A 12,780-nucleotide genomic window follows, 5' to 3' on the forward strand; every position below is an offset into this window, starting at 1 on the left:
GCGTGCGAGTGCCCGGCGAGCCGCACCGCGGGGGCGACGTGGTGCCGCCTGCGGGCTGCTCTTTGCCAGGAGATTACGACCGGCGGAGACGGCGACGAAGGGACCTTCGGGCCTCCCCGCGGGTCACGGACGGTCGCGCGCGGGCGGCACCGGACCCGCCGCGGGTGCCGCGCCGGGAGCCGCGGGGGCGGGGGTTCCGGGCGTCGGCGCGCCCGCCGTGCCCGCCGCGGGCGCCCGGCGGCGGCGCTGCCACGCGAGCACGAGCCCGACGACCACGCCGCCCGCGAGGGCCCAGGGCAGCAGCACGCCGAGCACGACCAGCGCGCCGCGGACGGCGGCCGTGAACGACGACCAGCCGGTCCCCAGCCCGTCGAGGAACGTCGCCGGGGCGGTCTGCTCCGGCGCGGCGTCGGGCGCGTAGATGACGAGGGAGACCGTGGACAGGGCGACCCGGTCGGCGAGCCGCGCCCGCTCCGCGCGCAGCTGCTCGAGGGTGGCCTGCCGCTCGGTCAGCGCCTGCTCGGCGGAGATGACGTCGGCGTTCGTCGTCGCGCGGGCCAGCAGGTCCGACATGCGTGCGACCGACAGCTCGGTCGCCGCGACGCGGGCGTCGAGGTCCTGCGCGGCGCCCGTCACGTCCTCGGTCTCGAGCTGGAAGTCGCGCACGTCGCCGATCTCGCGCAGGTCGTCGGCGATCGTCGACATCGCGCTCGCGGGCACGCGCACGGTCAGCTCGGCGGAGCCGGGGTCGCCCGCGTCGTCGCCCGAGCGCTCGGAGCGCGCGTCGACGCGGCCGTCGACGCGCTCGACGAGCGCGACGACCGCGTGACCGGCGGCGACCGGGTCGGGCGCGAGCATCGTCACGTGCGCCGTCTGGACGACCTGCTGGCCCGAGGCGGTCCCGTCGGCGGCGACGTCGGCGGTGTCGACCCCCGTGTCGTCGCCCGCGCGCACGGCGCCGCCGTCGGCCGCGGGCGCGGCCTCGGAGGCGCCGCCGTCGTCGGCGGAGCTGCAGCCCCCGAGCGCGAGCGCCGCGAGCACGAGCGCGAGGAGCGCGGCGCGGCCGCGGCGCGGGGAGGGGCGACGGGCGGGACCCTGCGGCAGTGGCGTCATGCCTGGCCACGGTAGGGACGGTCGGACTCGTCCGTGGTGGTTCCGCCCGATCGTGACCCTGCCGTCACCGGACCGGCACCGCCCGGTGACCCTGCGGCGCCGTCCGCCGCGCGTGCCGTCAGACCGGCACGGCGCGCGACGCCCACAGGTGCGTCGCGGCGAACGCGCGCCACGGCGCCCACGTGCGGCCCGCGGCGGCGGCGTCGCGCGGGTGCTCGACGCCCAGCGCGCGGCGCAGCACGAGGTCGCCCGCGGGGTACGCGTCGCGGTCGCCGAGCGCGCGGAGCGCCACCACGTCGGCCGTCCACGGCCCGACGCCGGGCACCGCGAGCAGGCGCTCGCGCACCGCGGCCACGTCGACGCCCGGCGCCAGCACCAGCCCGTCGGCGCACGCCACGGCCAGCGCGTGCACGGCGCGGGCGCGGGCGTGCGGCACGCGCAGCACGGCCTGCAGCGCGACCGGGTCGACGTCCGCCACGTCGGTGGGCGTCGGGAACGTCCGCAGCCCCGACGCGTGCGGGCGCCCGTAGGCCGCGGCGAGCCGGCCGCCGGTCGTCGCGCCCGCGCGCAGCGACACCTGCTGCGTGAGCACGGCCTGCACGGCCGTCTCGAAGCCGTCGGGGTGCCCCGCGACGCGCAGCAGCGGGCGGGCCGCGAGCAGCGGACCGAGCACGGGGTCGGCCCCGAGCGCGGCGTGCACGGGCGCGAGGTCGTCCGCGAGGCCGAACCAGCGGTCCGCGAGCCGCGCGAGCGCGGCGGCCGGCACCGGGGCGTCGGTCCGCAGCACCACGCCCTCGGCGGTCACGGCGGCGGTCACGGCGACGTGACCGCCGCCGAGGTCGACCAGGCGCCGCACCGCGCCGTCCCCGACGCTCTCGACGCCCGGCACCGCGCGCGCGGCCGTCGACGCGAGCACGGGTGCGGGGTCGAGGGGCACGCGCACGGCCAGCTCGACGACCGACCCGCGGGCCTCGCCCGTGGGTGGGGTCGTCGACGTGCCGGCGAGCACGGGCGTGGGCGCGGCGGGGCCGACGGACGGGAGGACGGGCACCACACCACGGTAACGACGGGGTCCGACAGCGCTCGGCGGCCGACGTCCCGGGCCGCGCTCGGCAAAGCGTCGGTAGCGTCCTGGTCGCACGTTCGAGATGCGCCGGTCACACGACGGTGCCATGCTGTCGGTCAGCAGCCGATCGCGGTCCACCGCGACCGGCCGCCGGCGGGTCATCAGATTCACGTCACGTCCGCAACGCCACAGGGTCCGGCGAGAGCCGGACCGGCCCCTCGGGGCCAGGGAGCCTGCCACGCCTCGTGCCGGCGAGACGGCTCTTGCACCGGGTCCCGCCTCCGTCCGCGGAGGCGGGACCGGTCGTTCCCGGGCGGTGTGACGTTCGTCGCGATCTGCCCGTCCCCGCTCGCGGACCCCCGCCGGCCCGTGCCTACCGTGGTCGCGTGACGCACCCCGTTCCGGGCGCGCCGACCGCCGTCGCGGCGCCCACCCCCAGCCCGTCCGAGTCCGCCGTCGCCGCCGTCGCGCGTGACGTCGGCGGCGCCCTGCTGCCCGTCGTCGCGGTCGTCGTCGCCGTCGTGGCGGCGTACCTCGCGGCCGCCGCCGTCGCGGCGCTCGTCCGCCGGGTCGCGCACCGCGCGCCCGTGGCGGCCGACCTGTCGCGCCGGTCGCGGCGCCCGTTGCGCGCGACGCTCCTGGTCGCCGCGGTGTGGCTCGCGCTGCGCGTGTCGACCGACGCGGCGTCCCCGTGGCGTCCCCCGGTCGAGCACGTGCTCCTCGTCGCGCTGATCGTCGCCCTGACGTGGCTCGTCGGGTCGCTCGCGTTCGTCCTCGAGGACGTCGCGCTGCAGCGCTACCGCGTGGACGTGCGCGACAACCGGCACGCGCGCCGCGTGCGCACGCAGGTGCAGGTGCTGCGGCGCATCACGGTCGCGGTGCTCGTGCTCGTCGGGGTCGCCGCGGTGCTGCTCACGTTCCCGGGCGCGCGGGCGTTCGGCGCGAGCATCTTCGCCTCGGCCGGGCTGCTGTCGATCGTCGCGGGCCTCGCGGCGCAGAGCTCGCTCGCCAACGTGTTCGCGGGGCTGCAGCTCGCGTTCACCGACGCGATCCGCGTCGACGACGTCGTCATCGCCGACGGCGAGTGGGGACGCATCGAGGAGATCACGCTGACGTACGTCGTCGTGCACGTGTGGGACGACCGGCGCCTGATCCTGCCGTCGACGTACTTCACGACGACGCCCTTCGAGAACTGGACCCGCCGCTCGGCCGAGCTGCTGGGCACGGTCGAGATCGACGTCGACTGGCGCGTGCCGGTCGAGGCCATGCGGGCCGAGCTCGCGCGCCTGCTGTCCGTCACGGACCTGTGGGACGGCCGCGTCGGCATCCTCCAGGTCACGGACGCCGTCGGCGGGCTCGTCCGGGTGCGGGCGCTCGCGTCGGCGTCCGACGCGCCCACGCTGTTCGACCTGCGCTGCCACGTCCGCGAGGGGCTGGTCGCGTGGCTGCAGCGCGAGGCGCCGGGCGCGCTGCCGCGCACGCGCCTGGAGTCCGACGACGCCGCGCCCGTGGCTCCCGCTCCGCACCCCGTGCCCGCCGCGCGGGTGGCCGGCCCGGACGGCGGCGACGCGCGGCTCTTCACCGGCAGCGTCGAGGCCGTCGCGCGCTCGCAGGCCTTCGCGGGCCCGGGCCCGGACGTGCTCGCCGAGCGTGCCCGGGGCGACGACGCGTCCGACGGCCCCGCCGACGAGCCCTCCGACGCCGCGCCCGGTGCCGTGTCCGACGCCGCGTCCGCGGTCGGCGCGGACGCCGGACGCGCGGGTGCCGCGCCGCGCGAGCGCTGAGCCGGCGTCGACCGCCGGGACGCCGTCAGTCGTCGAGCCACGGCGTCCAGCGTCGGCGCAGCGCGCGGTCGACCGCCGCGAGCACGGCCGCGCCCCCGAGCCACGGACCCCACGCGTCCGGCGCCTCCCACAGGGCGGGCGCCCGCCACGCGACGTCGACGTGCGCGAGCGCGACCTCGACGAGCCGCAGCGTGGGCGGCACCTGCGCGAGCAGCCCCACGACGAGCACGAGCCACGCGACCGCCGCGACCGCGCGGCTCGCGGTCGGGTGCTCGCGGTCCATGCGGTCGCGCCACGCCTCCGACGTGCCCGGCAGCGGGTCCAGGTCCCGCCGCCCGGCGGCGGTCTCGAGGTGGGCGTGCCGCACGCCGAACGTGCTGAGCGCGACCCGCACGCTCGCGCCGTCGTCCAGCGCGAAGCGCGCGGGGGAGCGGCGCTCCTCGACCAGCCGGCCGTCGCGGTAGAGCCGGAGCCTCTCGTCCAGGTCGAGGTAGTGCACGTCGACCACCCAGTGGCTGCCGGCGTGGTGCGTGCCGAACGCGCCGCGCCACAGCGCGGACCAGCCGGTCACGGGCCGGAACGTCGCGGCCGGGCCGGTGTCGTCGGGGCGGGGCGTCGCGTCGTCGTCGTCCATGGTGCGGCCAGTCCAGCGCGCGACGGTCGCGACCGTCGTCCGGCGGACGGACGGTCGTGCGGGCGGCGTCTCCTCCGGACGGCGGAGGTGGCGCCCGTCCGCGCCCCGCGGGGCCGGCCGGGCGCGGGACCTCACGTGGTGCCCGCCCCGCGCGTCTGCTTCGACGGGCGCGCGCGACGCGTGTCGGTGGCCGGCGGGAGGATGAGGGCATGACGACGAGGTACGCCGTGGTGGGGTCAGCGGTCGGCGACGTGGCCGTGGCGGTCGCCGACGGCGCCGTGACGGACGTGCGGCTGCCGCACCCCGACGGCTCGGCCGCGACCGACGGGCTCGGCGAGCCCGCGGACCCGGGCGACGACCCCGTGCTGGGCGCCGCGGTGCGGCAGCTCACCGCCTACTTCGCGGGCGAGCTGCGCACGTTCGACCTCCCGCTGCGCCCGCGCGGCACCGCGTTCCAGCAGCGCGTGTGGGAGGGGCTCGCGCGCGTGCCGTACGGCACGACGACGACGTACGGCGCGCTCGCGGCCGCCGTCGGGCTCGACCCACGCACGACCGCGCGCGCGGTCGGGGCGGCGAACGGCGCGAACCGGCTGCCGGTCGTGCTGCCGTGCCACCGCGTGGTCGGCGCCGACGGCACGCTCACCGGGTTCTCCGGCGGGCTCGAGTGCAAGCGCGCGCTGCTCGCGCTCGAGGCGCGCGTCGCGACCGGCGCGAGCACGCTGTTCTGAGCCGGCGGGACGGACGGGACGACGAGGGGAGCGTGACGCGATGACGGTGCTCGTCGCCCTGCTGCGCGGGGTCAACGTGGGCGGTGCCACGCGCGTGCCCATGGCGGACCTGCGGCGCGTCGTCGCGGACGCCGGGTACGGCGACGTCCGCACGCACCTCAACAGCGGCAACGTGCTGCTGACGAGCGACGACGACCCGGCACGCGTCGCCCGCACGCTGCGCGACGCGTGCGCCGCGGCGTTCCCCGTGCAGCCCGACGTCGTGGTCCGCACGCGCGACGAGCTGCACGCCGTGCTCGCGGCCTGGCCGTTCCTCGACCGCGACGACGACCCCACGCACCACCACGTCGTGCTCCTGCCCGGCGACGCGCCCGCCCGGGTGCCCGACGTGCCCGTCGAGCCGCCCGAGGACCTCGCCGCGGCGGGCCGCGAGCTGTACCTGCACCTGCCGCACGGCGTCGGTCGCAGCCGCCTCGCCGCGCGGCTGACGACCGGCGCGCGGCCCGTCGGCACGGCGCGCAACCTGCGCACCGTGACGGCCCTCGCCGCGCTCGCGGACGAGCTCGACGCCACGACCCGCGCCGGCTGACGCGCGACCGCGCGTCAGCCGGCGTCGCGGAGCGCCCGCCGGGATGCGGCGGGCGCGCACCGGTGCGACGGTGGCGGGGCGCCCGGCCGGGCGACGCGAGCCGACGACGAGGTGGTGGTGCGCGTGCGTGCGCTGACGTGGCAGGGCCGGGAGGACGTGCGGGTCGAGGACGTCCCCGACCCGCGGGTCGAGGAGCCCACCGACGCGGTGATCCGCGTGACGTCGACCGCGGTGTGCGGGTCCGACCTGCACCTGTACTCGGTGCTCGGTGCCTACCTGCGCCCCGGTGACGTCCTCGGCCACGAGGCCATGGGCGTCGTCGAGGAGGTCGGCGAGGAGGCGGGGCGCCGGCTGCGGGTCGGCGACCGGGTCGTCGTGCCGTTCGGCATCGCGTGCGGCACGTGCCACATGTGCGCGCTCGGCCTGCAGAGCCAGTGCGAGACCACGCAGGTGCGCGACCAGGGCAAGGGCGCGGCGCTGTTCGGCTACACGTCGCTGTACGGCAGCGTGCCCGGTGGTCAGGCGCAGTACCTGCGCGTGCCGCAGGCGCAGTACGGCCCGCTGGTCGTGCCCGACGACGGCCGCCCCGACGAGACGTACCTCTACCTGTCGGACGTGCTGCCGACCGCGTGGCAGGCCGTCGAGTACGCGGCCGTGCCGCCGGGCGGCACCGTCGTGGTCGTGGGGCTGGGCCCGGTCGGCCAGATGGCGGCCCGCATCGCGCTGCACCGCGGCGCCGGGCGGGTCGTCGGGATCGACATCGTCGCCGAGCGCCTGCTCATGGCGGCCCGCCACGGCGTCGAGGTGATCGACGCGGCACGCACCGCCGACGTCGTGGCCGCCGTGCGGGACCGCACGCACGGGCGCGGCGCCGACGCCGTCGTGGAGGCCGTCGGCATGGAGGCGCACGGCTCGCCCGTCGCGGCGGCGGGGCAGCGGGCGGCGTCGTTCCTGCCCGACGCGCTCGCGCGGCCCTTCATCGAGAGGGCCGGCGTCGACCGCATGGCCGCGCTGCAGACCGCCATCGGCGTCGCCCGCCGCGGCGCGACCGTGTCGGTCGTGGGCGTCTACGGCGGCGCGATCGACCCGTTCCCCATGATGGACGTGTTCGACCGCCAGCTGTCGTTCCGGTTCGGCCAGGCCAACGTGCGGCGCTGGTACGACGACCTGCTGCCGCTCGTCGCCGACGAGTCCGACCCGCTGGGCGTGCACGACCTGCGCACGCACCGCGTGCCGCTCGAGCAGGCGCCGCAGGCGTACGACGTGTTCCAGCGCAAGGCGGACGGCTGCATCAAGGTCGTCCTCGACCCGGCCGCCTGAGCGGCCCGGACACGGAGGCACGCATGAGGGTCGTGGTGGTCGGTGCCAGCGGCAACGTCGGGACGGCCGTGCTGCGGCGGCTCGCGGCCGACGAGACGGTGACCTCCCTGGTCGCGGTCGCGCGCCGCACGCCGCGACGGCCGCCGCCCGCCCCGTACGACGCGGCGACGTGGGTCGCGTGCGACGTCGGCGCCGACGACGAGGCCGCGACCGTCACGACCCTCGCGGACGCGTGCGCGGGCGCCGACGCGGTCGTGCACCTCGCGTGGGCGATCCAGCCGAGCCACGACCGGCAGCGGCTGCGGGCCACCAACGTCGTCGGCTCGCGGCGCGTGCTGACCGCGACGGGTCGCGCGGGCGTCCCGCACGTCGTGGTCATGTCGTCGGTGGGCGCCTACGCGCCGTCGCCGGGGGACGAGCCGCGCGACGAGTCGTGGCCCACCGACGGCGTGCGCTCGTCGTCGTACAGCGTCGACAAGGCGGCCGTCGAGCGGCTGCTCGACGAGGCCGAGGCCACCACCGACCTCGTCGTGGCGCGCCTGCGGCCGGCCCTGGTGTTCCAGCGCGCCGCGGGCGCCGAGCAGTCCCGGTACTTCCTGGGCCCGCTGGTGCCGACGCGCCTGCTGGACGGCGAGGTGCCGGTGCTGCCGTGGCCGCGCGGGCTGCGGCTGCAGGCCGTGCACGCCGACGACCTCGCGGACGCGGTGCGCGAGGCGGTCGTGCGGCAGGTGCGCGGCGCGTTCAACCTCGCGGGTCCCGGGGTGGTGCGCGGTCCCGACGTCGCGGCGCTCGTGTCGCGCGCGCGGCTGCGCGAGGTGCCGCCGGCGGCGGCGCGGGCCGCGCTGTGGTCCGCGTGGCACGCGCGCGTCGCGCCGGTCGGTCCCGGGTGGCTCGACATGGGCATGTCGGCGCCCCTGCTCGACACCGGGCGCGCCGAGCGCGAGCTCGCGTGGCGGCCCGCCCGCAGCGGCGTCGAGGCCGTGCACGAGGCCGTCCGGGGCATGGCGTCCGGCGCGGGCACCGCGAGCCCGCCGCTGCGCGGGCGCCGCGTCTGACGGCCCTGCGCGCGCCCCGGGGCCGGCGCGTCGGTCGGCGTGCGTCGCGGCGGCGCGCGCGGCACGCTGGGCGCATGATGTCGTCAGCGGCCCCGTCGCCCGAGGTGAGCACCGACCCCGACCGGCACGTGCTCGGCAACCCCGACGCACCCGTGACGATCGTCGAGTACGGGGACCTGGAGTGCCCGTACTGCCGGGACGCCGAGCCCGTGCTGCGCCGGCTGGTCGAGGAGTCCGACGGGCGGGTCCGGCTCGTGTGGCGGCACTTCCCGCTGTTCCAGGTGCACCCGCACGCGCTCGCGGCGGCGCTCGCGGCCGAGGCCGCCGGGGGGCACGGCCGGTTCTGGGAGATGCAGCGCCTGCTGTTCGCGCACCAGGACGCGCTGGGCGACGAGGACCTCGTGCGGTGGGCGGGCGAGCTGGGCCTGGACCCCGAGGAGGTCGTGGGGGAGGCCGCCGACCGGTACGCGCGGCCCGTGCAGGCCGACTACGAGAGCGGCATCGAGCTCGACGTGCCGGGCACGCCCACGATCCTCGTGGACGGTGTGCGGTACCGGGGGCGCGTCGAGCTCGAGAAGCTGCGAGCGGTCGTCTCCGCGGTGTGAGCCGGGCCCGGCGGGTCGTGGAACCGTGCCGGGGCGCGTCGTGGGCGACGATGGTCGCGTGACCGACGCGCAGCCCGCCCCCACGTCCGCCGCCACGTCCGACGCCGAGCCGTCCGCCCCCGCGGGTGCCCGGCCCGTCCCTCGCACCGCGCTCGTCACGGGCGCCGGCCGCGGCATCGGCCGCGCGCTCGCCCTCGCGCTCGCGCGCGACGGCTGGGCGCTCGGACTCGTCGGGCGCACGCGGACGCGGCTCGACGAGGTGGCCGACGAGGCGCGCGCCCTGGGTGCGGACGTGACCGTCGCGGTCGCGGACCTCGTCGACGCCGGTGCGGTCGCCGACGCGGTCGGGCGCGTCGAGGACGCGCTCACCGCGCACGGCGGGCTCGGTCTGCTCGTCAACAACGCCGGCGTCATCGAGCGCGCCGAGCTGCCGTTCGCGGCCGACGACGTCGAGGACGTGTGGCGCGTCGTCGAGACCAACGTGCGCGGCCCGCTGCTGGTCACGCACGCGGTGCTGCCGGGCATGCTCGCGCGCGGCGGGGGGCGCGTGCTCAACGTGAACTCCGGCTCGGGCCACCGCGCGCTGCCGACGTACACGGGTTACGCGATCAGCAAGGGCGCGCTCGCGCGGTTCACGACCCAGCTGCACCACCAGTACGCCGCCGCGGGGCTGCGCGTGCTCGACCTCGCGCCCGGCGTCGTGGCGACCGACATGACCGCGGCGATGCCGGTGCACGACGGCCGGAGCGAGTGGACCGACCCGGCGGACGTCGCGGCGCTCGTCCTCGCGTTCGCGCGCGGCGAGCTCGACGACCTGTCGGGCCGGTTCGTGCGCGCGGGGGTCGACACGGTCGCGTCGCTGCGTGCCGCGACGCCCGCGATCCTCGACGCCGACGCGCGCACGCTGCGGCTCGCGACGTGGGGGCCGGACGACCCGGTCGCCTGAGCCGTCCCGGCGTCCCTGTGGGCGGGCGTGCCGGCGTCGGGCGTGTCAGGCCGCGGGCGACCGCCACGGCAGCGGCGGCAGCGTCGGGGGCAGGCGCGGCGGCGAGCACAGCGGCAGCCGCTCCCCGAGCCAGCGCAGCAGCAGCGACCCGGCGACGGCCGCGACGAGCGAGCCCGTGAGCACGCCGATCTTGGCGCGCTCGAGCTGCACGGGGTCGTCGAACGCGAGCTGCGCGATGAACAGCGAGATGGTGAAGCCGATGCCCGCGAGCACGGCGCCGCCCAGCACGTGGCCCCAGCGCACGAGGCCGGGCAGGTCGCCGAGGCGGAGCCGCAGCGCGAGGGTCGCGGCGCCCGTGATCCCGACCGCGTTGCCGACCACCAGGGCGACCGCGACGCCGACGGTCAGGCGTGACCCGAACGCGTCGGCGAGCGTCGCCGGGTCCAGCCGGACCCCCGCGTTCGCGAGGCCGAACAGCGGCACCACGACGTACGCGCTCCAGGGGTGCAGCACGCGCTGCAGCCGGTCGCCGGTCGGCACCGCCGCGCGGCCCGCGACCTCGGCCGCGTGCTCGCGGTCGGCGCCGCCCGCGGTGAGGAAGCGCCGCGTGTGCACCGCGACGGCCCGGCGGCGCTTCTCGTGCGGGACGGCGGTCGGCACGAGGAGGCCGACGAGCACGCCCGCGATCGTCGCGTGCACGCCCGACGCGAGCACCGCGACCCACAGCGCGAGCCCGACGGCGACGTACGGCGCGAGGCGCCAGACGCCGCGCACGCGCAGCACCACGAGCGCGGCCGTGAGCGCGCCCGCGACGAGCAGCGCCACGACGTCGACGTCGTCGGTGTAGAACACCGCCATCGCGAGGATCGCGCCGATGTCGTCGACGATCGCGAGCGTCAGCAGGAACAGCCGGAGCCGGTCGGGGCAGCGCGGCCCGAACAGCGCGAGGACGCCGACGAGGAACGCGGTGTCGGTCGACATCACGACGCCCCAGCCGTGCGCCGCGTCGGTGCCGCCGTTGAACGCGAGGTACACGAGCACGGGCACGACGAGCCCGCCGAGCGCGCCGAGCGCGGGGACGGCGACCGCGCGGGGGTCGCGCAGGTCGCCGCGCGTGGCCTCGCGGTTGATCTCGAGCCCGACGACGGCGAAGAACACGGCCATCGCGAAGTCGTTGACCCAGTGCTGGAGGTCCATCACGAGGCCGCCGTCGCCGACCACGACGCCCGCGGGGGTGTGCCACAGGGCGGTGTAGGCGTCGCGCCACGGCGAGTTCGCCCAGACGAGCGCCGCGACGGTGGCGGCGAGCAGCACGACCGCGCTGCCGGCCTCCGTGGCGAGGAACGTCCGCATCGCCGGGGCGAGCGTCGAGACCTTCTCGCGCAGGGGCGGGTGGGCCCGGTGGGACGCGTCGGCGCGGCGCAGCACGCGGTCGCGCAGCGTCGGCCGCGGCGCGGGCGTGCTCAGCGTCGCCGCCGCGGCGCGGGTGCGGGTCGTGCGGCGGGTCGGGTGGCCGTCACGGGGCCGTGACCTCGGGGTCGGCGGGGACGTGCGCGCCGTGCCCGGCCGCGCGCAGCGCGTCGCGCAGGCGTTGCGCGGCCGCGTCGAGCTCCGCGGCGGGGACGTCCTGGCGGGCGTTCGCGAACGTGAGGCTCGACTCGTCCCACGCGGGCAGCACGTGCAGGTGCAGGTGGGGGATCTCGAAGCCCGCGACCAGCAGCGCCGCGCGCGGCGCGCCCCACGAGGCCTGCTGCGCGCGTCCCACGGCCTTGGCGACGGACGTGAGGTGCGCGAGCAGGTCGTCGGGCGCGTCGGTGAGCTGCTCGACCTCGGCGCGGGGCACGACCAGCGCGTGGCCGTCGGTGATGGGGGCGATGGTGAGCAGGACGACCGCGCGGTCGTCCTCCCAGACGAGGCGTCCGGGCAGCTCGCCGTCGATGATGCGCGTGAACAGCGTCGGCATGCGCTCACGCTAGCGCGTGCCACTGGCGTGCGCCGGTGCGGTGCGGACGCGTCGGGCCGGGCCTCCGGGGCCCGCGACACGCCGTGCGAAACGCTTCAGTAGTGGGCGGTCCCTTGTGGTGCGCGCGACCGGCCCCTAGGAATCCCGTGTGCGCCTCCACCCCACACCCCGGTCCACCCGCCCCTCGGCCGCACGCGGCGCCCGCGCGCTCGTCGGCGCCGTCGCGCTCGCGCTCGGTCTGCTGACCGCCTGCGCGGCGGGCACCGAGCCCGCGCCGGGCGACGTGACGACGCCGACCGTGCTGGCGAGCCCGCCGGTCGAGATGACGGCGGCCGAGCCGCCGGACTGCCTGCCGGACGGCGTCGCGTACGCCGAGGTCGGCACGGGCATGGCCGCGAGCCGCGTCGCCTGGGCGGGCTCGGGCCCGCGCGGCGTGCTGCTCGCGCCGCAGGTGCGCGGCGACGTGTGCCAGTGGGCCGCCGAGCTCGTGCGGCTCGCGGGGGAGGGCTACCTCGTCGCGACCTTCGACTGGGGCAAGGCGGGCGAGATCGGGTTCCGTGCGGCGCTCGACGTCCTGCGCACCACCGGCGCCCCGGACGTGGCCTTCGTGGGTGCCTCGGCCGGCGGCACGCTCGCGGCCGGCCTGGCCGACGACCTCGACGCGGTCGCCGTCGTCGCGCTCAGCCCGCCGTCGGAGAACGGCGGCGTCGACGCGCGGGCGGCCTCGAACGACTTCACCGGTCCGCTGCAGGTGTTCTCGTCGACCGACGACCCGCAGGTGGCCGCCGCCGACAGCGCGCTGGTCGCCCGGCAGGACGCGTCGTCCGTCGTCACCGAGGTGCCCGGCACCGCGCACGGCATCGAGCTCCTCGCGCCCGACGCCCCGCACGCGGACCACGTCCGCGCGACGATCGACGCCGCCCTCGAGCAGGGCTTCGCCACGGGCGCGACGGGCTGACCCCCGCGCGTGGCCCGGC

The 12,780-nt window shown here is 78.2% G+C and carries 13 protein-coding genes; 8 read left to right on the forward strand and 5 right to left on the reverse strand.

Translation table 11 applies throughout. From position 1 onward, the window contains the following. Window positions 1-123 precede the first annotated feature (123 nt). Both E4A51_RS01220 and E4A51_RS01225 read right to left on the reverse strand, forming a co-directional pair. Complete coding sequence (locus E4A51_RS01220; protein WP_134850672.1) at window positions 124-1,113, reverse strand: DUF4349 domain-containing protein; 990 nt, start codon at window positions 1,111-1,113, stop codon at window positions 124-126. Window positions 1,114-1,231: 118 nt separating this feature from the next. After that, window positions 1,232-2,164: a DNA-3-methyladenine glycosylase gene (locus E4A51_RS01225; protein ID WP_233421242.1), complete on the reverse strand. Its 933-nt coding sequence runs from the start codon at window positions 2,162-2,164 to the stop codon at window positions 1,232-1,234. A 506-nt stretch (window positions 2,165-2,670) separates the two neighbouring features. On the opposite strand from E4A51_RS01225, the gene E4A51_RS01230 reads away from it, so the two are divergent. Then, window positions 2,671-3,963: a mechanosensitive ion channel family protein gene (locus E4A51_RS01230; RefSeq protein ID WP_370297449.1), complete on the forward strand. Its 1,293-nt coding sequence runs from the start codon at window positions 2,671-2,673 to the stop codon at window positions 3,961-3,963. Window positions 3,964-3,988: 25 nt separating this feature from the next. Here E4A51_RS01230 and E4A51_RS01235 read toward each other — a convergent pair whose 3' ends face one another. Continuing rightward, on the reverse strand, window positions 3,989-4,597 hold the full coding sequence (locus E4A51_RS01235) for a hypothetical protein (protein WP_070320855.1): 609 nt from the start codon (window positions 4,595-4,597) through the stop codon (window positions 3,989-3,991). 209 nt (window positions 4,598-4,806) lie between these two features. Here E4A51_RS01235 and E4A51_RS01240 point away from each other — a divergent pair, with 209 nt between their 5' ends. The 6 genes from E4A51_RS01240 to E4A51_RS01265 all read left to right on the forward strand — a co-directional run bounded on the left by E4A51_RS01240 (window position 4,807) and on the right by E4A51_RS01265 (window position 9,840). After that, window positions 4,807-5,325: a methylated-DNA--[protein]-cysteine S-methyltransferase gene (locus E4A51_RS01240; RefSeq protein WP_134850673.1), complete on the forward strand. Its 519-nt coding sequence runs from the start codon at window positions 4,807-4,809 to the stop codon at window positions 5,323-5,325. A 40-nt stretch (window positions 5,326-5,365) separates the two neighbouring features. Next, entirely contained in the window at window positions 5,366-5,914 is a 549-nt protein-coding gene (locus tag E4A51_RS01245) for a DUF1697 domain-containing protein (protein ID WP_046528810.1), read from the forward strand. A gap of 123 nt (window positions 5,915-6,037) precedes the next feature. Then, the gene (locus tag E4A51_RS01250; protein WP_134850674.1) at window positions 6,038-7,234 is read left to right on the forward strand and encodes an alcohol dehydrogenase catalytic domain-containing protein; all 1,197 of its coding nucleotides are present in this window, start codon (window positions 6,038-6,040) and stop codon (window positions 7,232-7,234) included. A gap of 23 nt (window positions 7,235-7,257) precedes the next feature. Continuing rightward, the gene (locus E4A51_RS01255; protein ID WP_134850675.1) at window positions 7,258-8,289 is read left to right on the forward strand and encodes an NAD-dependent epimerase/dehydratase family protein; all 1,032 of its coding nucleotides are present in this window, start codon (window positions 7,258-7,260) and stop codon (window positions 8,287-8,289) included. A 74-nt stretch (window positions 8,290-8,363) separates the two neighbouring features. Next, entirely contained in the window at window positions 8,364-8,894 is a 531-nt protein-coding gene (locus tag E4A51_RS01260; RefSeq protein WP_240696331.1) for a thioredoxin domain-containing protein, read from the forward strand. Between the two features lie 58 nt (window positions 8,895-8,952). After that, entirely contained in the window at window positions 8,953-9,840 is an 888-nt protein-coding gene (locus E4A51_RS01265) for an SDR family oxidoreductase (protein ID WP_134850676.1), read from the forward strand. 45 nt (window positions 9,841-9,885) lie between these two features. Here the strand turns inward: E4A51_RS01265 and nhaA are convergent, their stop codons facing one another. Both nhaA and E4A51_RS01275 read right to left on the reverse strand, forming a co-directional pair. Further along, window positions 9,886-11,268, reverse strand: coding sequence for a Na+/H+ antiporter NhaA (gene nhaA, locus E4A51_RS01270; RefSeq protein WP_240696332.1), 1,383 nt, complete (start codon window positions 11,266-11,268; stop codon window positions 9,886-9,888). 88 nt (window positions 11,269-11,356) lie between these two features. Then, window positions 11,357-11,803, reverse strand: coding sequence for an HIT family protein (locus tag E4A51_RS01275; protein WP_134850677.1), 447 nt, complete (start codon window positions 11,801-11,803; stop codon window positions 11,357-11,359). A gap of 148 nt (window positions 11,804-11,951) precedes the next feature. Between E4A51_RS01275 and E4A51_RS01280 the strand changes: the two genes are divergently transcribed. Next, a complete protein-coding gene (locus tag E4A51_RS01280) occupies window positions 11,952-12,761 on the forward strand; it encodes a hypothetical protein (protein WP_070320273.1) in 810 nt (269 codons plus the stop codon). The last annotated feature ends 19 nt before the right edge of the window (window positions 12,762-12,780 follow it).

The organism is Cellulomonas sp. HD19AZ1, from assembly GCF_004535805.1.
GTDB classification, from domain to species: Bacteria; Actinomycetota; Actinomycetes; order Actinomycetales; family Cellulomonadaceae; genus Cellulomonas; species Cellulomonas iranensis.